This window comes from Williamsia sp. CHRR-6 (assembly GCF_018474015.1).
Lineage (GTDB): Bacteria > Actinomycetota > Actinomycetes > Mycobacteriales > Mycobacteriaceae > Williamsia_A.
The window spans coordinates 159,528-177,925 of record NZ_JAHCSG010000004.1 but is presented as its reverse complement, the minus strand read 5'-3'; the positions used below and the strand labels follow the sequence as shown (position 1 = coordinate 177,925).

Genomic DNA, 18,398 nt, shown 5'->3' with positions numbered 1-18,398 from the left:
TCAGTATCCGACGGCGCGCATCGGGGCTGGATCCCACAGCCCCGATCGCGTGGCCGTCCCGATCTGCAACCGGGCGACCGGAGCCGGGTCGATCTCGCTGAACTTCTGCAGTGAGCCCCAGTCGTTGCCCCAGTCGTTGCGCAGATAGGTCGGCAACAACGTCGGTCGCAGCAGTGCCTCGCTGAGCCCCAACGGGCCACCGGCTTTACCCGACATCCAGGTTTGGCTGTTCTGTCGGGTGGCGTTGGCGTCGGGCATGATTCGCCAGCGCGGCACCTGCGCCACCCCGTTGCGGACATACATCGGCTGCTGGCAGGGGAACACGAACGCGGGCAGCCAGTCGATGAACACCGGGTCGGTGCGGCCCACCACGTCGTTCAGGGTTCGCATTGTGGTGATGCGCGGCGGGGTGATGGCCAACCACTGATCCGGCGCGCCGGAGACGTCGGAGGCGACGATGCGGGCCACGGTGGCTGCGCGTGGAGCCTCATCCAACGGGAAGCGCAGGTTGCGCCAGATCGGTGGGTCGGCGATGTCTATGGGCGACCGGGTGCCCAGGCCGATGACCCGACCGCCGGCACCCACGCGTCCATACTCGACCACCAGACTCTGCCCAGGGTGGATGACGCCCTGCTTGTCGGTGCCCTGCACGGCCCCGGCCACCGACACCGCGAGCAGCGGGGCCTTCGAACTGCGCGGGGGCATCTGATACCAGGCCGAGCTGAGGGTGCCGCCGGGTCCGCCGTAGCTGCCCAGCACTGGGGTGCGGGCCGGGGACAACCCGAACGGCAACCGGACGGTGGAACCGTTGACACCGCGCGCGCCCTGACCGCCGCCGGTGCCACCTTCCACCGAGTCGCTGCCCGAGGTGTCGTCGCCGGCGCCGGCGCTGTTCTGTGCGGTGTTCTGTGCCGATGCCGTGGCCGAGTCCTCGGTGGAGTCGACGCTGAGGTCGTCGGGGACGCCGTTGGGGGTGAAGCCGGCGGACGTACCCGCCAGTGCGGCGCCGGGGGTCAGCCCGCGTTGTCCGGCTACTGCGGCCGGGGCCAGCAGGCCGGAGTTCGGATCCTGTTCCACCAGAACGTCGTTGGCCATCCCGCACGAGTTGCCGGTCAGGGCGCGCGCATTGGACGACGCCCATGAGAAGCTGTTGCGTTGAACGTAGGCGCCCTTGATCATCGAGGCCACCTCGAAGAACACCACCAGCGCGATGATCGCCGGCATGGCCGCCCCGCCCAGCCGATCACGCAGTGCTGCAGTGGAACTGCCGCCGTCGTGTTCGCCTCGGCGCACCGACTCGGGTACGTAGTCGTCGCGGAAGTGTTGCCACAGACCCACTGCGGCCACCGCCAGCGCGAGGGTCAGGATCATCCACCCGACCTTCACCCCGCCCACCGCAGGGGCCCGGTCCCACCACGGCACGCCGTAGCTGCCGACGAACCACCACCCGTTGGTGCCGGTGAACGCGATCCCGGTCACGAACAGGACCGCAGCGGCGAGCAGAGTGCGATTTCGCCTGCGCCGCAACAACGCCGGTGCGGCCATCGCTCCGGCCGCCGCGGCCAGGCCACCGGCGATACCGGCGTAGACCCCGAAGTGGTGCGTCCACTTGGTGGGCGTGAACGCCATGAAGAACATGGTGCCGAACATGACGGCGATCAACCGCCACACCGGTCCGCGGGCCACCCCCTGCGGTGCGCGTCGACGCAACATCACCAGCAGCACCAACGCCAGGCACAGCAGCATCATCAGCACGCCGAAGCGACGCGACAACGACCCGTCGACGGTGGGCAGCATCAGGTAGTAGAACCGCACCGGCTCCTGCCACCACTCCAGGGTGGGACCCACCGTGGACGACACCGTCGAAGCCGTCAGCACGCCCGAGAGCGTCTGATCGGCGAATATCTCGTACAGCACCGCCGTGCCCGCGGCCAGGATGGGGGCCAGCAACGGCAGCACCCCGTCGCGGTGCCTACGTCGAGCCACCCGGTTGATCAGCGGTCGCACCCCGGCCAGCAGGGCGGCCACGGCCATCAGACCGCCAGGCGCCAGGGCGAGGGTGAACGAGGCGAACACCGCGGCCAGCGCCAACGGCAACAGTCGACCCGTCGCGATGGAGCGGTCCACCGAACACCAGGTGAGCAGCGCGCCGACGGCCATGGCGGGCTCGGGACGCAGGCCGTTGTTCAGTGGCAGCCAGATGGCCAGGAACACTCCCGCTGCGGTCCACAGCGCCGGGGTGCTGTGGCGCACGGTGCGGCCCAGTCGCGGGATCACCTCGCGGCTGATGATCCACCAGCCCAGTACGCCGAGTATGAAGGCGGGCAACCGCATCCACGGCGCGGCCAGCGACACCTTCGTCATCGCCGAGATCACCTGGTAGTGCCAGCCGAACGGGTCTTGGGGCACCCCGAAGTAGCGGTAGTAGTTGTCGGCGTAGCCGGCTTTGGCCGCCACCCGACCGACGGTGAAGTTGTAGCCGTCGTCGGAGGTGTTGGAGCCCAGGAACCACCACAACCCCAGCGTCACGATGACGATCAGGTCGAGCGGTCGTACGCGCCACCACCCTGCGGGCAGGAACCGGCGCCGGGCCCGGCCGTCGCGGGTGTCGAGGATGCCCAGGGCCATCAGCGAGATGATGGTCAGCGCCACCCCGGCCACCAGGCCCAGGAACTTCAGCGTGGTGGGGGTGGAGACGAAGCGGGTGTCGATGGTGGCGTGCAGGCTGAGCCCGGCCGCCGACGACGGCAGGTCGGTGTACACCCCGACGATCTGCGGACGCAGGTTCGCATCGGCGACGTCGAAGGTGAGCTGACCGCTGCCGGTGTAGTCGCGCAGTTGGGCGCGGGTGGCGGTGCCGTCGCTGCGGATGACGATCGCGCAGTCCGGATCCGATTGCGCCGCGGCGCGATCGGTGGTCAGCAGCACCACCCCACGGTTCACCACCGACAGGGTGTCGCGGCTGGCGCGGATGAACAGGCCACGTGCGGCGGCGTCGCCACCGTCGGCCGGGATGGTCGACAACAGCATCCCGCCGTCGCGGGGCAGTTCGGCGGCTCGCGCACACGGCACGGTGATGTCGAGGTCCACCGGGACGAACGCCACCAGCGGGGCCACCACGTTGCCCACCGGCCCCTGCGGCCAGGACATCTCGGCGGTGGTCTGCTTCACCGGCAGGATGGGCGCGGCCACCGCCAACAGGAAGCCCAGCAGCCCGGCGATCGTGGCGGTCCACTTCACCCGCCGATAGTCGTTGCCGCGCAACCACTGTGCGATGCGGTCATTCATCGTTGGATCCCATCGCGCGAATGGCGGGCTGATGCGAGAAGCCCCAGCGCGTGGCGGTGCCGGTGGTGATGACCGCGGTCGCAGCGCCCGCAGCCAACGGCGTCAGCCGTTCCAGCGATCCCCAGTCGCGGTACCAGTCCTTGGACAGGTAGGTCGGCACGGTCACAGCTGTCGTGGTCCCCTCCGAGATGCCCAGCAGCCCACCGTCATCCGACGCCTGCCAGGTACGTGATTGCGACACCGCGGTGATCCGGTCGGGCAGGATGCGCCATCGCGGCACGCCCGTCACGCCGTCTCGGGAGGTGATCGGTTGCTGACACGGGAACTGCGCGGCGACGGTGAAGTCGATGAGGGTGGGTGTGGAGGACCCGACCACCGACTGCAGGGTGGCCAGCACGGCCAGCCGCGGTGGGGTGATGGCGATCCACTGGTCGTCGTTGAGGTTGTTGTCGGCGACCACCACCCGCATGGCCTCGGCGTCGGCCGGGACGAGGTCGGTGGGTATCCGCAGGTTGCGCCACGGATAGTTGGGCGGTTGCGGTCCGGCGTCGATCGGTTGGAAGGGACCGCCGACGGGGGCGAAGGTGCCGTCGGCGCTCACGCGGCCGAACTGGACGGTCAGCTTCTGCCCGAACTCGCCGATGCCGTCCTCGTCTACCGAGGCGATGGATCCGGCGGCGGTGATGACGATCAACGGGCCGGCCGAGCGGGCGGGCAGGCGGTACCAGTCGGTGGTCAGCGTGGCCTGACCGCTGTTGTACCCGTAGCTGCCCAGCACCGGGGTGCGCGCGGGGTCGAGTCCGAACGGCAGCGCCGCGGTGGACCCGTTGACGGTGCGAGGCCCGTTGCCGCCCAACGTGGTCGAGTAGCCGCCGGAAATGGTGAAGGGTCGGGCCACGCTTCCCGCCACGTTCATCTGACCCGGACGGGCCGAGCCTGGGTCGGGCGAGAGGTCGCCGGCCACGCCGTCCGGGGTGAATCCCACCGACCCGGTGCCTGCCAACGCGGTCGAGGCGCTCGCGCCGTCGGCGGGAAGCAGTGTGCCGACGTTGGGGTCGGGTTCGACCAGCACCTTGTCGGCCAGCGCGCAGGTGTCCCCGCCCAGCGCGCCGATGTTGCCGGAGAACACCGTGTAGCGGTCGTCGCGGACCACTGCGGCCTTGGCGAACACCGCCACCTCGCTGAGCACCAGCAGGGCTGCGATCAATGCGATGGGCGAGGACGCCACCACCAGGCGACGGCGGTCACGGCGTGCGTTGTCGGCGTGTACCAGGCCCCGATTGGCCGAGAAGTCTTGTCGCAGATGCAGATACACTGCCACCGCGCCGGCCAGGACGGCCAGGATCAGGAACATCGTCGACACCTGGCGACCGGCCAGCACCGGCGCCCGATCAAACCAGGAGATACCGAAGTCATAGGCCCACGGCCAGGCGTTCTGCCCGGCCATGGCGGCGGCGAGGGCGAACATGAGGCCGGAGACGAAGACGGCGAGGTTGCGCGACGAGCGCGCCGCCGACTGCACCACCGCCACAGTGGCCACCGCGCCCACCGCGGCGCCGAGGCCGGCGAAGATGCCGAACTGGATGGTCCACTTGCTGGGGGTGAACACCAGCAGCAGCAGGGTGAGCAGCACCGCACCCACCAGACGCCAGGTGGGTCCCGGGTCGACCCCGCGGATCCGCTTGCGCCGCAACATGACCGCCAACGTCACGAACACCCCGGCGATCAGCAGCAGGACCGGCACCCGGCGGGTGAGAGCGCCGTCCTCGGTGGTCACCGAGATGAAGTAGTAGCGCAGGTACTCCTGATTCCAGGGGATGGTCGGTCCCACGACGTAGCGCAGCCGAACCGCGTCGTAGACAGTGCTCAGCGACTGATCTCGGAACACCACGACGAGGGTGAGCACAGCGGCGGCCACGAGGGGCGCCAGCACCGACAGCGACCCGTCGACTCCGCGGCGCACCAGCGCGACCCGCAGCAGCGGTCGGGCACCGACGATCACGATGGCCACCGCGATCAGACCGTGTGGGGCCAGCGCGAGGGTCAACCCCGCGCAGATCAGCGCCAACGCGACCGGGAGCAGGCGCCGCGTGGCCACCGCCTGCTCCACGCCCCACCAGGTGAGCAGGGCGCCGGTGGCGATGATGGGTTCGCTGCGCAGCCCGCTGTCGAAGGGCAACCAGAACGCCAAGAACACCGCGGCGCCGGCCCACACCGCCCACGGGTTGCCACGCACCGCAGCGCCCAGCCGGGGCAGCAACACCCGGCTGAGCACGAACCACGACAGCAGCCCGGCCGCCAGGGCGGGCAGGTGCATCCACAGTCCGGCGGTGGACACCTGCGACCAGTGCCCCAGCGCGCTGTAGTACCAGTCGAACGGGGCCTCGGGGGCGTTGAAGAACCGGTAGTAGTTGGCCAGATAGCCCGAGTCCTGCGCGGCCCGACCCATGGTGAGGATGTAGCCGTCGTCGGGTGTGCCTGCGCCCAGGAACAGCCAGATGCCCAGGATCGCCGTGACCGCCACGTCGGCCGGGCGGGCGGCCAGGATGCGACGCCACGACCGCACACCGATCCGGCGGTGATACCCGCCCACCCAGTCCAGCCGGGCCAGCGCGATCAGCGACACGACGACAGCGATCAGCCCGACGATCATCACGATCAGCTTCAGCGCGGTGGGGCGACTGTCGTACCGGTTGTCGATGGCCACCTCCACCCGCAGACCGTTGCGGGCTTCGCTGAGCACCCGAGCGGTGCTCAGCGTGCTGTACAGGCCGCTGACCTGCGGACGGTTGTCGGCCGAGAGCACGGTGCGCGGACCCACACCGACGAACTGCGCGCCGGGACCGTCGGCGCGGGAGAACACGGTCAGGCCGCGGCACCGGGGTGAACGCAGTTGTTCGCGGGTGGCGGTGGCGGCCACGGTGTTGCGGAACGACACCACTGCGCCGCCGGCAGCGGTGGCGGAGATGACCAACGACTTCGACGCGGCGCGATCGGCGCCGGCGGGCATGGTGGCCAGCAGCACCCCGCCGCCCGGCCGCACCGAGGCGAACAACGAACACGGGATGGTGGCCTCGAGGGACTGTGGGGTCTGGGCGGTGAGCGGTGCCACCACTGACGGGGTGTCGGCGGACAGGGTCTGTCCCTGCGGCCAGGTGAGCGTCGCGGTCTGCTGGTGGACCGGCAGCAACGGGGTGAGGATGCAGGCCAAGACCCCCAGCAGACCAGCCGCCGCGGCGACCAGACGAGCAGTGGACGCGCTGGTCAGTCGGGCAGGCATCGGCACGAGCAACGATGGTATGCGACGCGGCTGTGTGCACCGATTCGCTACCACTCGGTGCCGATGGGGTATCGAGGCGTACCGGCTAGTACCGGATCGGTGCGGGACTCCACAGTCCGGATCGGGTGGCGGTGCCCCGCTCGAGGCGGGCTGGGCGTGGGGCCGGGCCACGGTCGGTGACCGCGGTGGGGCTACCGGTGGCGGTGACCCCGGCGGCCGACGTGGTGCCACTGAGGGGCCGGTACCGCAGCAACGCGCCCCAGTCACGTCCGATGTCGTCGCGCAGGTAGCTGGGCACGGTGGTCGAGTCCAGCGCCACCTCGATCCACCCCAGCGGACCGCCACCGAACGCGTCCTGCCAGGCGCCCACGGCGGCCGACAGGTCGGCCCCAGGCATGATGCGCCACGTCGGCACCTCGGCCACGCCATCGCGGTGGTTGAACGGGCGCTGGCACGGGAAGGCCAGACCCGAGGTCCAGTCGATCTGGACCGGGTCGTCCTTGCCCACCAGTGACTGCAACGACTGCAGCAGCGGTGCCCGCGGCGGGGTGACCACCAGGAAGCTGTCGACGGCCAGGTTGTTGTCCTTGGCCACGATGCGGACGGCGGTGGCATCGCGCGGGAACGAGCTGCGGTAGGTGCGCAGGTTGCGCCACGACGGGCTGGGTCCGGGGTCGATCAGCTTGACGGTGCCTGCGGCGGTGTAATCGCTGTTGCGGGCGCCGCTTGCGGTGGCGTACTCCAGCGTCACGTCCCGGATGTCGAAGCTGCCAGCGACCGCCATCGTGATCAGCGGTCGGTCAGATCGCTTGGTGGGCAGGCGATACCACGACGAGGTGAGTCGCGACGGCACCTGATCTCCGTTGGAGTAGCTACCGAGGACCGGGGTGCGCTGCTGGTCGAGCCCGAACGGCAGCTTGGCGGTCGAGCCGTTCACCCCGGCGGTACCGGTGTCGCCGCCTCCGGTGCCACCGGTGTTGGCGGTCAACACATCTGGTGAGGCGACCGCATTACCGGCCAGGACGCCCAACGAACCCTCGCTGGCCGTGGAGTCGAGACTGGTGGGGATGCCGTTGGGGGAGAAGCCCACCGTGCTCGCCGACGCCGCCGGGGTCCCGACCGGATCGGTGCCTGCGAGTGGGTCGGTGCGGGTGCGCTCCACCGGGTCGAGCAGTCCGGCGGTGGGGTCGGGCTCGACCATCACCTTGTCGGCCATGCCGCAGGGCTTGCCGCGCAGCGCGTCGAGGTTGGCTGAGGGCACCGAATACGAGCCGCTCTGGTGCACGCCCGCGGCCACCCCGGTGCCGAGCTCGAACACCACCAGGAACGCACCGGCCACCAGCAGTGGGGCCAGCCCTGCGCGCAGTCGGGCGGGCAGCCGATCACGCAGTCGGCGCAGGCGCGAGGTGTTGGTCTGTGTGTGATCGGCGTGATCGGGCTGGTCGCGGTAGGGGGCTCGTAGGTGGAACCAGCCGGCCAGGATGAGCGTGAGGATGGAGGAGTACAGCAGCAGGCTGCCCAGCGCGATACCGATCCGCACCGGCTGAACGCCGTAGGGCATGCCGTAGTTGGAGATGTAGTAGTAGGCGTTGGGGCCGGTGAACGACAGACCGGTGATGAACAGGACCACCGCGGTCACGATGGTGCGGTTGCGCAACGAGTGCATCGACGACGAGGTGACCGCGATGGCGGCGATGGCGGCCAACGCCGCCGCCAGTCCGGCGAAGACGCCGAAGTGATGGGTCCACTTGGTGGGGGTGAACATCAGGAACAGCAGCGAGGCGAAGGTGATACCCACGATGCGGCGGGTGGGACCCAGCGCGGTGCCGGGCACCAGGTTCTTGCGGATCAACACCGCCGCCGACACCACCAGCCCGACCATCATGATCAGCACCGCAAAGCGGCGACCCACCGAGCCGTTGGCGGAGAACTCGAACAGTGCCGAGTAACGGTCGATCTCGTTGAACCAGTGCAGCGAGGGACCCAGCGCCGACTTCATCCGGGAGGCCTGCACGAATGCCGAGAGGGTGAGGTTGGAGAACACCACGAAGATGACGAAGGTGCCCGCGGCCAGCACCGGGGCCACCATCGCGGTGTAGGCCTGCAGTCGGGCGCGCAGTACCGCGCGAGCGTCGGTGGGGTCGGCCGGTGCGCGGATCACCCTGGTGCGCTTGATGATCGACATGATCATCGGGCGTCCACCGGCGATCAGCGCGGCCACCGCCATCAGGCCGGTGGGGCCGGCGGCCAGACTGAACGCGCCGACCGTGCAGGCCACTGCGGCCGGCAGGGTGCGCCCGGTGGCGATGGCGCGTTCCACCGAACACCAGGTGAGCAGGGCGCCCAAGCAGATGATCGGTTCGGGACGCAGACCGTTGTTGAACGGGAACCAGGAGGCCAGGAACACCATCGCTGCGGTCCACGGAACCACCCGATGGGTGAGTGCGGCGCGCCCGAGCCGGGGCAGCACTTCATGGGAGATCAACAGCCACACCAGGATTCCGCAGGCCAGAGCGGGCAACCGCACCCATGGGCTGGCCGTGGTGACGTGGGCCAGCCAGCCGAACACCTGGTAGTACCAGCCGAACGGGGCCTCGGGTGCGCCGTACCAGCGGTAGTAGTTGGCGGTGTAGTGGGCGTGCTCGGCCACCCGCGACATCGTCAGCAGGTAGCCGTCGTCGGAGGTGTTGGGGCCCACCAGATGCCAGACCACCAGGGCGCCGATCACCACGCCGTCGCGGGCGTCGAGCCGCCACCAGCGGGCCGGCAGGATGCGGCGGTGTCTGCGGCCGTCGGTGCTGTCGAGGACATGCAGCGCGGCCAGGGCGACGAGGGTCGCGATCACGCCGATCACGATGGCCGTCCACTTCAGCGCGGTGGCGCCGGTGGAGTACCGGGAGTCGATGGTGACGTGGGCACGCAGTCCGGGCAGGGTGTCGGCGTCGCCGGTGAGGTCGCTGTAGAGCCCGGTCAGCTGGGGGCGCTGATCGCCGTCGGTGGTCGAACCCTCCAGGGGGTCGCCGTCGGTGTTGGTCATGCCCACGAACGCGGCGGTGACCGCCGTCGAGGTGGCGCGCACGTCGATGCTGCGGCAGTTCTGTGACCGGATCTGGCCGACGGTGGCGCTGACGAGCTGGTTGTTGCGGACCACCACCTCCACGGTGCGGTCGTCGGGTTTGTCCGAGGATCGGCCGGTGACGCGAACGAACAACCCACGCTCGAACGCCTTGGGTGCGTCTGCGGGTGTGGTCGAGAGCAGGGTGGAGCCGGTGCCGGCCACCAGCCGGTCGACGGCGGCGCACGGCACCGAGAACTCCACGTCGATGGGCACGTAGCTGATCAGCGGGGCGGTGACCGAGCGGAGTTGTTGATCGGCGGCGGTGGTCTGCGGCCAGGTGATCTCGGCCGTGCGCTGGGTGACCGGTAGCAACGGGGTGGCCAGCGCCAACACGAAACCGAGCAGGCCGGCCACCACGGCCACGATCCGGGCCAACCGGACACGATCGGCGGCGGGGGTGGGTGTGCCCGTCACGGGGCTGCGCAGGTCGGACACAGTTGCAGATCGTAACCGCAGGTCGGCGTGCCGCCTACGATGAGGACATGGCCAGCGCCGACACCGACGACCCCGACACCACAGGATCTGCACTGCGCACCATCCTGCTGCTCAACGGCCCCAACCTCGACATGCTCGGCGTACGCCAGCCGCAGACGTACGGGTCGGCGACGTTGTTGGACGTGGAGACCCTGGCCGGTGACACCGCCGCCGAGCTGGGGCTGGTGCTGCATGCACGCCAGACCAACCACGAGGGCGAGATGATCGACTGGGTGCACGGTGCCTGCGGCACGGTCGGGGCCATCATCATCAACCCGGGTGGATGGACGCACACCTCGGTGGCGTTGCGCGATGCACTGGTCATCCCCGAGGTCCCGATCATCGAGGTACACATCAGCAACATCGCCGCGCGTGAGGAGTTTCGGCACCACTCCTACGTCTCGCCGATAGCCACGGCCGTCATCACCGGATGTGGGGTGCACGGGTACGAATACGCGGTACGGATGGCTGCAACCCTTTTGTGATGGTGATCTGGATCACTGTAGGTTGGGCGTTGTTCCCGGTCTGTAACGCTCTGGCCTGAGGGTTTCCGATGTGCCTCGTGCCTTGCAGAGCACGGGGTGGGTGGGCGACGTGTAGTGTCCGATGTTTGCATGTGGGCCGCCGTTAACCTTTTATTTAGGCGATTCACAGGAATCGCGGCACCTCGTGCGATCTGATCTCGCACTTTTGGTGGTGCTCAAGCCCAGGTTTCGCGGATACGGTGTGCGGAGCCACGCACAGGACCGGGAGGTCGTTGATGTCTCTCGCCGAGAACTCACCCACGGGCAAATCGTCCGCGATGCCCATCGGCGACGAACGACGCGTGCGTGTCGAGCTCGACTCTCCGGAGCTCGAATCGGCCAAGGCGTCGCTCTCCCGCTCCCGTTTCCGTCTGCTCGATTCCGTCCTCACCTTCTTCTCCACGACCCGCTGGTGGGTGGAGGTGCTGTTGCTGGGCAGCCTGTACGCGCTGTACTCGGCCATCCGCAACAACGTCGGCGACGTCACCGCCATCGCCTTCCGCAACGGGCACGACATCCTCTCGGTCGAGAACTTCTTGCACATCAACCTCGAACGGCCGCTCAACCAGTGGGTGCACCACACCCCCGTCGTCGCCAACGTGGTGGCCCTGGAATACGCGACGCTGCACTTCATCGTCACCCCCGCGGTGCTCATCTGGCTGATGGTCCGCCGCACCGAGCACTATCGCCTCTACAGTGGCGGACTCATCATCACCACCCTGTTCGCACTGATCGGGTTCTTCGTCTATCCCGCCGCCCCGCCGCGCATGCTCTCCACCGAGGGCTTCTACGACATCATGAGCCAGACGTCGTCGTGGGGCTGGTGGCCCGCGTCGGGGGCACCGGGATCGGATGCCATCTCCAACCAGTACGCCGCCATGCCGTCGCTGCACTGTGCGTGGGCCACGTGGTGCGGGCTCACCCTGTTCTTCCTGGCTCGCCGCACCTGGGTTCGGGTGTTGGGGCTGCTGTACCCGATCACCACCTATTTCACGGTGATGGCCACCGGTAACCACTACTTCCTCGACGTGGTCGCGGGCCTGGCCGTGCTGGCTGCCGGCACCGGGATCGCGCTGGGCATACGGCAACTCTGGAACTCCCATCTCGAGCGTCGACGCCTGGGGCATACCGTCTAACGCATGACGCCGACCACCGCAGCTCGCGCGGAGCGCCTACGCCACTGGGCGTTGCCGTTTCTCGTGGCCGGTGTGGCCACCACGCTGCTGCTGGTCTTCCGGCCCGCGCTGGGTGATCTGCAAGCCGCCATCGCGCGTGAGCAGGCCGCTCGCTCGGGGGTGGGTCTGGGCTACTGGTTCAGCTGGTTCGGTGGGGTGTCGCCGGGCAGCTACTCGCTGATCGTGCCCAAGCTGTCGGCGGCCATCGGGTCGCTGCCGTTGCTGGCCATCGCCACCATGGCCATCGCGTTGCTGGCCTATCCGCTGGCTCGCGATGCCGTGCGTCCACAACTGTTCACCTGGGCCATCGCGATGGCCGCGGTGTTCAACATGATGTCGGGTCGGGTGGCGTTCGCCGTCGGTGCGGTGATCGCCATCGGGGCGCTGGTGGTGGTGCAGCGCGGCCACACCACCTGGGCTGGGGTGCTGATGGTGTTCTCCGGCCTGGCCAGCCCGTTGGCGCCCAGTTTCGTGGGTATGGCCGGGGTGGCGTTCCTGCTGGCCCATCCCCGTTCGGTCAAGGTGTGGACCGTCCTCATCGGATCTGGGCTGGGTGTGGCCGTGCCGTTCATCCTGTTCGGAGCGCCTGGGGCACAGGGCTTTCCGTGGACCACACTGGCCTGGAACCTGGCGATCGCAGCCGGGGCGGGGGTGGCGTTGACCGAACGGCCACAGCGGTGGATCACCCCGATCGCCGTGGTGGCTGCACTGGTCATCTTCGCCGTCCCCAACGGGGTGGGCTCCAACATCAGCCGGTTCTTCTGCCTGGTGTTGCCCTGCGTGGTGGTCTACTACTCGCGTACGGCCATTCCCATCCTGGTCATCGCGCTGGCGCCCGCGGTGAGCTACGCGGGGTTCGTGGCGGTGGCCGATCAGGTGGCCGTCGCTGACGCCGGCGACACCAAGCAGGACTACGATCCGCTGAAAAAGGTTCTGCTGCAGGCGCCCAAGCTGATCAACCACCGGGTGGAGCTCATCGACGCGCGTACCCACGCCGGCTCGCACGAGCTGGGACCGGTCATCTCGCTGGCACGCGGGTGGGAGAACCAGTCCGACTCGAGGTTCAACCCCATCTTCTACCTCAAGGATGCGTTGACCCCCGAGTCGTATCGGGCCTGGTTGGACGAGAACGCGGTGAGTTACGTGGCGGTGGCCACCGAGCCGCTGCGCCAGGCGAAACCCGAAGCGGCCCTGGTGAACACGGGACTGAGCTACCTCCGCAAGACCTGGTCGAACAAGGATTGGACGGTGTATGAGGTGGACCGACCGCAGCCCATCGTCGGCTCGCCGCTGCGGCTGCTGGCGCAAGATCCCGCCCAGATGATCGTGCGGGTCCCCGACACCAACGCCCACCCCATCCAGATCCGGCCCAACCGATACCTGGTGGCGCGCAACCTCTATGACCGCCAACAGCTCGGCTGCATCACCGAGACCCCAGAGGGCTGGATCACCCTGCAGGTCGATGCCCCCGGCGACTACGCCCTCGAAGGAGTGTTGACGGTACGCGGGGTGCTCTCCGAACAGCCCGCCACCTGCAGCAGCACCGGCTGAGCTACCCCAGCGCCTGGTCGATCGCCTCGGCGACGGTGCCGTGGAAGGGCAGGCCGTGACCGGGGAAAACGGTGGTGGCGGGCAGGTCTCGCAGGGTGGCCAGCGAGTCGCGGTTGGTGGGAAGGTCGTGATGAAAGATCGGGTGCAGCAGCTGCGGTCCGCGTGAGCCGGAGAATCCGTGGCCGGTGATCAACGAGTCGCCCGAGCACAGCACGGTCCCGTCGGCCACCAGGTATCCGCAGTGTCCACTGGTGTGGCCGGGGATGGGCACCGGAAGCGGCCGACCCGGCAGATCCAGCGGTTCGTCGTCGGGAAACGCTGTGCACGAGTCGATCCCACTCTTGTCCAGGGCGCCCATGGGGATCACCTCGGCCAACCACCGCAGCACCCGCGGCCGGTAGGCCAACGCGATCACACCCCCCGGCGATGCCTGCTGCAGGTAGAGGCGCTGCACGTGGCCCACCTCCTCAGGGTGGGCGTACACCGGGAAACCGTGCTCGCCCGCCAGCACCCGCAACCCGCCGATGTGGTCGACGTGGGCGTGGGTGAGCAGGGCCGCGCGCACATCACCGATCCCGGCCCCGATGGCCTCGATCGACCGCGCCACCGTCGGCGCCAGCTTCGGATAGCCGCCGTCGATCAGCGTGACACCCCGATCATCTTGTAGCAGAACCCAGTTCACGTGCTCGGTGTGCACCAGGTGGGCTTGACCGGTTTCGGTGGAGACGGTTGTCAACTCGAAATCGGTCATCGGCGCACCACCAGGACGAAGGGACCCACGGTGGTCACGGTGAACCGCGGGTCGGTGAACAGGGCAGGGGCGAACGTCACGGTGTAGCGCTTGACGTTGGGGTCGTTGGGGTAGACGTCGGTGGCCAACCGCAGCGCATACCCGTCGGCACTATAACGGAACAGGAACACCCGCGGCGGCGTCCACGGCGACGCGTCGAGTGCGGCCACCAGCTGGTCGGGCGTGGTGAAACCCGACCACTCCTCGATCGCGGTGGCCCGTTTGTCGAACTCCGCCAACGGGTTTGCGTAGTGGGACGTGAGTCCCTGGAATCCGTAGTACGGGTACACCGACAGGAATCCGTAGTCGGCGGTCAACACCACCGTGTCCCTGCGGGGCGCTCCGGTCTGCTGCCGAACCAGTGTGTCGATCTGCGGAAAATACGACTGCGCACCCGGCGGCCGTTTGTCGGCCCGCACACCGTTGCCGTCGGTGTCGGTGTAGGCGATGGTGATCTCGCTGGACAGGTGAGCAGGAATGTTCTGCGACAACGCGATTGCCGAGACCACTCCGGTGGCCACCACCACGAAACCCACGTCACCCATCCGCTGGCCCAGCGCGCGAGCCAGCTCAGCCACACCGAACACCCCGGCCACAGCCAGGATCACCGCCAGTAGCGGCTCCAGCCGGAACGCCAACAGGGTGGTCCCCTTGGCGGTCAACGCCATCGACAGCAGACAGAACAGGTAGATGGTCATCACCGTCAGCCCAAGGGCCAGCGAGATGGTTCGAGTTCGGTTGCGCAGCAACAACCATCCGAACCCGGCGAAACACAACGCCCCCACCAGGCTCAGATGCAGCATCGGGGTGGGCAGGGTGGCGCCGCTACCGGGCAGATAGTGCTCGGCGGTGCCGCCACTGGCCGGTCGGTTACGCAGGCGCGCAAACAGATACGGGCCCCACACGCTCAACGCCACCACCCCCGAGAGCACCCCCACAGCCAGCAGGCGTGCGCCGTGGGCAAGTACCAGGCGACGACGTTGCGCGCGCAGTGCATCACGATGGACTGCGCTGTTGGTCACCGATCGCCACGCCGTCACCAGCAGGTATCCGGTCATCACGATGGCGGTCAGGGCGAACAGACCGGTGAACAGGGTGTAGAAGGTGGCGCTGAACCCGAAGAACAAGCCGGCCGCCACGATCGCCGGACGCGACCCGGATCGCAGGGCGTGCAGGGTGATGACCATCATCGGCGCGCCCAACACGATCAGCACGGCGGCATACGGTTCGGGGCCGGCGTAATAGATGGTCAACGCGGTGGAGGCGAGGGTGGCGGCGATGGCCTTGGGGGTGGGAATCATCCTGGTCCACAACACCATCGCCACGGTGGCGGCCACCGCGATGGAGATGATGGCCCACGGTTTGAACGCCTCCCAGCCGGGCTGGCCGGTGAGCACGGCGTAGCGACCGCCCAACCAGAACCAGCCGGCCGGGTAGTACGGCGCCAACCCCTTGTAGGTCATGTCGGCCAGGGCGGAGGTGTCGGTGAACCGGGTGAGGTACTCGGTGCGGAACTGCTGATCCACCGAGATACCGAACAGGTACAGCTTGGTGGCGCCCAGCGGCATGGCCAGGGTGACGGTGGCGAACCCGGAGATGCCCACCCAGCTCAACGGGCCCGTCCAGTGCCGCCACCGGCCCGCGCGGGCCGCCAACGCCGCTGCCGTCAACATCACGATGGCCACGGTCTGCCCGAGGGTGGTCAGGGCAGCGTTGACGTTGGAGGAGTTGAACGCCGGCCACTGGACCTGCGCGATGGCGTACAGCCCGACCGAGGCGACCACGCCTGCCACCACACCGGCCGCAGCCACCGACCCGATGGCCCGCAGGAGGTGAGCGGCAGTCCTCACCGGCCCAGTCGTCACAGGCGCAGTCGTCACGGGCGCAGTCGTCACCGGGGGCCGGGACTCAGATGGGGAGCTTGCGGAAGATGGGTCGCGGGATGTGCCGCAGGATCATCATCACGAACCGGAACGGCGGCGGCGCCCACACCAGGTCCTTGCCCTTCTCGGCGGAGATCACCGCCAGGGTGGCCACGTCTTCCTTGTTCACCGTCAGCGGGGCTTCCTTCACCCCAGCCGACATGCGGGTGCGCACCTGACCAGGGCGGATCACCAGCACGTTCACCCCGTCGGGTTTCACCGCCTCACCCAAACCGAGGTAGAAGCCGTCGAGGCCGGCCTTGGTGGAGCCGTAGACGAAGTTGCTGCGGCGCACGCGTTCTCCGGCGGCCGAGCTCATCGCGATGATCTGGCCGTGGCGCTGGCTGCGCATGTGCTCGGCCAACAGGACCCCCACCGACACCGCGGCGGTGTAGTTGATGCCGGCGATCTGCACGGCCTTGGGCTGGTTCTGCCACAGTTCCTCGGCGTCACCGAGCAGACCGAACGCGACGATCGCCACATCGATGTCGCCGCCGGCGAACGCCTTCCCGATCACCTCGGGGTGGGTGTCGAAGGCCAGGGCGTCGAAGTCGATGGTCTCCACCGACGACGCACCGGCCGCCTTCATCGTCTCGACCGCAGCGGGCGCGGCCGGGTCGCCGGGCACGGTGGCCAGGATGACCCGCATTGGACCCTTCTTCAGGTACTCGGCGCAGATGGCCAGCCCGATCTCGGAGCTGCCGCCGAGCAGCAGCAGGGACTTGGGCACGCCGACGGCGTTGATCATGGGAGGTTCCTTCACATCAGAAGACAAGCGGGGCAACGGGTGTGCGCTTGGGTCCGGATATGCGCCTAGGTCCGGGTGCGCGCGGGGGTCAGGACAGTTCGAGACGACGCGCCATGTCGGACATGAACACCCCGGTGGGGTCCACCCGACGTCGGGTGGCGATCCAGTCGTCGATCTGCGGGTACATGGCGTGGAAGGTCTCGGCGGTGGTCCGCGAGTCCTTGGCGGTGTAGAGCCGCCCGCCCATCGCCAGCACCCGCCGGTCGAGTTCGGTGCAGAACTCGTGCAGCCCACGCTTGATGGGGAAGTCGACGCAGATGTTCCAACCCTCCATCGGGAAGCTCAACGGCGCCTGATTGCCCTCGCCGAACAGCTTGAACACGTTGAGGAAGCTGACATGTCCCGAGGCCTGGATGTCGATGATGATCTGTTTGAACTCCTCGACCGCCTCCACCGGGACGATGAACTGATACTGCAGAAAGCCTTTCGAACCGTAGGCCCGGTTCCAGTCACCGAACAGGTCCAGCGGATGGTAGAAGGCGGTGAGGCTCTGGATCTTTCCGGTGTAGTTGCCACCCATCCGGTAGTAGGCCTCGCCTACCAGGCTGAAGTTGAACTTGTTGGCCAAGCCGTTGGGGAAGATGTCGGGGAATGTCAGCAGAGTTTTGCCCGTGAACGCCAACGGGTTTCGGGCCAAGTCGTCGGGCAGCTGATCCAGCGTGGCCAGCGAGCCGCGCGAGAAGGTGCCGCGACCGAGCTTCGGCGGCGCGCTGATCGCGTCGAACCAGCCCGAGCTGTAGGTGTAGTTGTGCTCGCTGCCGTCGGTGTGCAGGGCGATGGTCTCGTCCAGGCTGCGGGTGACGGTGCCGTCGGCGATGAAGTACGCGGTCTCGGTGCGGGTCATCGCGATCTTAGCCCGCAGGATCAATCCGGTCAGCCCGATACCGCCGATGGTGGCCCAGAAGATCGACGCGTCCGGGTCGTCGGGGGTGCCGGTGGGGGTGATGGTGATGATCCGACCGTCGGCGCGCAGCAGGGTCATCTCGGTGACGTGGTTGCCGAAGCTGCCCGCGCTGTGGTGGTTCTTGCCGTGGATGTCGTGAGCAATGGCACCGCCGATGGTGACCTGCCGGGTGCCGGGTAGCACCGGAACCCACAGCCCGTACGGCAACGCCGTCTTCATCAGGGTGTCGAGGTCGACACCGGCTTCCACGTCGGCGATGGCGGTCTGCGCGTCGATCGAGTGGATCTTCTTGAGCCGCGTCATGTCGATGGTGAGGCCACCGACGTTCTGGGCCGATTCGTTGTACGAGCGGCCCAGCCCCCGCGCGATGACCCCGCGCTGCAGGTGGGCAGGCTTGTCGGCGTTGTCGTCGGCGACGCGGGCTACGGCGTCGGCGATCACGTCGAGATCAGGAGTGGAGAGCACGTGGCCCTCGATGGGGGTGGTGCGACTCCACCCCATCAACCGGCGGGTCTCGATCGGCAGCTCGCCCCGGCCGGTCAGGGGCGTTTTCACGGTAGACAT

The 18,398-nt window shown here is 68.3% G+C and carries 10 protein-coding genes; 3 read left to right on the top strand and 7 right to left on the bottom strand.

Translation table 11 applies throughout. The features are described 5' to 3' along the window. The 3 genes from KIK15_RS12345 to KIK15_RS12335 all read right to left on the bottom strand — a co-directional run bounded on the left by KIK15_RS12345 (position 1) and on the right by KIK15_RS12335 (position 10,121). Positions 1–3,288 carry an arabinosyltransferase domain-containing protein gene (locus KIK15_RS12345; RefSeq protein WP_214244886.1) on the bottom strand — a complete coding sequence of 1,096 codons (3,288 nt, stop codon included), beginning with the start codon at positions 3,286–3,288 and terminating at the stop codon, positions 1–3. Continuing rightward, entirely contained in the window at positions 3,281–6,568 is a 3,288-nt protein-coding gene (locus tag KIK15_RS12340; protein WP_214245291.1) for an arabinosyltransferase domain-containing protein, read from the bottom strand. Before KIK15_RS12340 ends, KIK15_RS12345 begins: the two co-directional genes overlap by 8 nt. A gap of 85 nt (positions 6,569–6,653) precedes the next feature. Continuing rightward, the gene (locus KIK15_RS12335; protein WP_307851870.1) at positions 6,654–10,121 is read right to left on the bottom strand and encodes an arabinosyltransferase domain-containing protein; all 3,468 of its coding nucleotides are present in this window, start codon (positions 10,119–10,121) and stop codon (positions 6,654–6,656) included. A gap of 47 nt (positions 10,122–10,168) precedes the next feature. Here KIK15_RS12335 and aroQ point away from each other — a divergent pair, with 47 nt between their 5' ends. The 3 genes from aroQ (at position 10,169) to KIK15_RS12320 (ending at position 13,410) form a co-directional block, all read left to right on the top strand. Beyond that, a complete protein-coding gene (gene aroQ, locus KIK15_RS12330) occupies positions 10,169–10,645 on the top strand; it encodes a type II 3-dehydroquinate dehydratase (RefSeq protein ID WP_214244884.1) in 477 nt (158 codons plus the stop codon). 275 nt (positions 10,646–10,920) lie between these two features. After that, on the top strand, positions 10,921–11,820 hold the full coding sequence (locus KIK15_RS12325; protein ID WP_250324572.1) for a phosphatase PAP2 family protein: 900 nt from the start codon (positions 10,921–10,923) through the stop codon (positions 11,818–11,820). A gap of 3 nt (positions 11,821–11,823) precedes the next feature. Next, complete coding sequence (locus KIK15_RS12320) at positions 11,824–13,410, top strand: hypothetical protein (RefSeq protein WP_214244882.1); 1,587 nt, start codon at positions 11,824–11,826, stop codon at positions 13,408–13,410. A gap of 1 nt (position 13,411) precedes the next feature. Here KIK15_RS12320 and KIK15_RS12315 read toward each other — a convergent pair whose 3' ends face one another. The 4 genes from KIK15_RS12315 to KIK15_RS12300 form a co-directional block, all read right to left on the bottom strand. Beyond that, on the bottom strand, positions 13,412–14,161 hold the full coding sequence (locus KIK15_RS12315; protein ID WP_214244880.1) for an MBL fold metallo-hydrolase: 750 nt from the start codon (positions 14,159–14,161) through the stop codon (positions 13,412–13,414). After that, the gene (locus KIK15_RS12310; RefSeq protein WP_307851869.1) at positions 14,158–16,050 is read right to left on the bottom strand and encodes a galactan 5-O-arabinofuranosyltransferase; all 1,893 of its coding nucleotides are present in this window, start codon (positions 16,048–16,050) and stop codon (positions 14,158–14,160) included. The genes KIK15_RS12315 and KIK15_RS12310 overlap by 4 nt, the downstream gene beginning before the upstream one ends. A 58-nt stretch (positions 16,051–16,108) precedes the next feature. Next, on the bottom strand, positions 16,109–16,870 hold the full coding sequence (locus tag KIK15_RS12305) for a decaprenylphospho-beta-D-erythro-pentofuranosid-2-ulose 2-reductase (protein WP_214244876.1): 762 nt from the start codon (positions 16,868–16,870) through the stop codon (positions 16,109–16,111). An 88-nt stretch (positions 16,871–16,958) separates the two neighbouring features. Further along, positions 16,959–18,398, bottom strand: a complete 1,440-nt coding sequence (locus KIK15_RS12300; protein WP_214244874.1) for an FAD-binding oxidoreductase — start codon at positions 18,396–18,398, stop codon at positions 16,959–16,961.

Excerpts from the sequence above, each read along its gene's own strand:
- KIK15_RS12345 (WP_214244886.1), bottom strand. The coding sequence starts at position 3,288 with ATGAATGACCGCATCGCACAGTGGTTGCGCGGCAACGACTATCGGCGG.
- KIK15_RS12340 (WP_214245291.1), bottom strand. The coding sequence starts at position 6,568 with ATGCCTGCCCGACTGACCAGCGCGTCCACTGCTCGTCTGGTCGCCGCG.
- aroQ (WP_214244884.1), top strand. The coding sequence starts at position 10,169 with ATGGCCAGCGCCGACACCGACGACCCCGACACCACAGGATCTGCACTG.
- KIK15_RS12325 (WP_250324572.1), top strand. The coding sequence starts at position 10,921 with ATGTCTCTCGCCGAGAACTCACCCACGGGCAAATCGTCCGCGATGCCC.
- KIK15_RS12320 (WP_214244882.1), top strand. The coding sequence starts at position 11,824 with ATGACGCCGACCACCGCAGCTCGCGCGGAGCGCCTACGCCACTGGGCG.
- KIK15_RS12315 (WP_214244880.1), bottom strand. The coding sequence starts at position 14,161 with ATGACCGATTTCGAGTTGACAACCGTCTCCACCGAAACCGGTCAAGCC.
- KIK15_RS12305 (WP_214244876.1), bottom strand. The coding sequence starts at position 16,870 with ATGATCAACGCCGTCGGCGTGCCCAAGTCCCTGCTGCTGCTCGGCGGC.
- KIK15_RS12300 (WP_214244874.1), bottom strand. The coding sequence starts at position 18,398 with ATGTCTACCGTGAAAACGCCCCTGACCGGCCGGGGCGAGCTGCCGATC.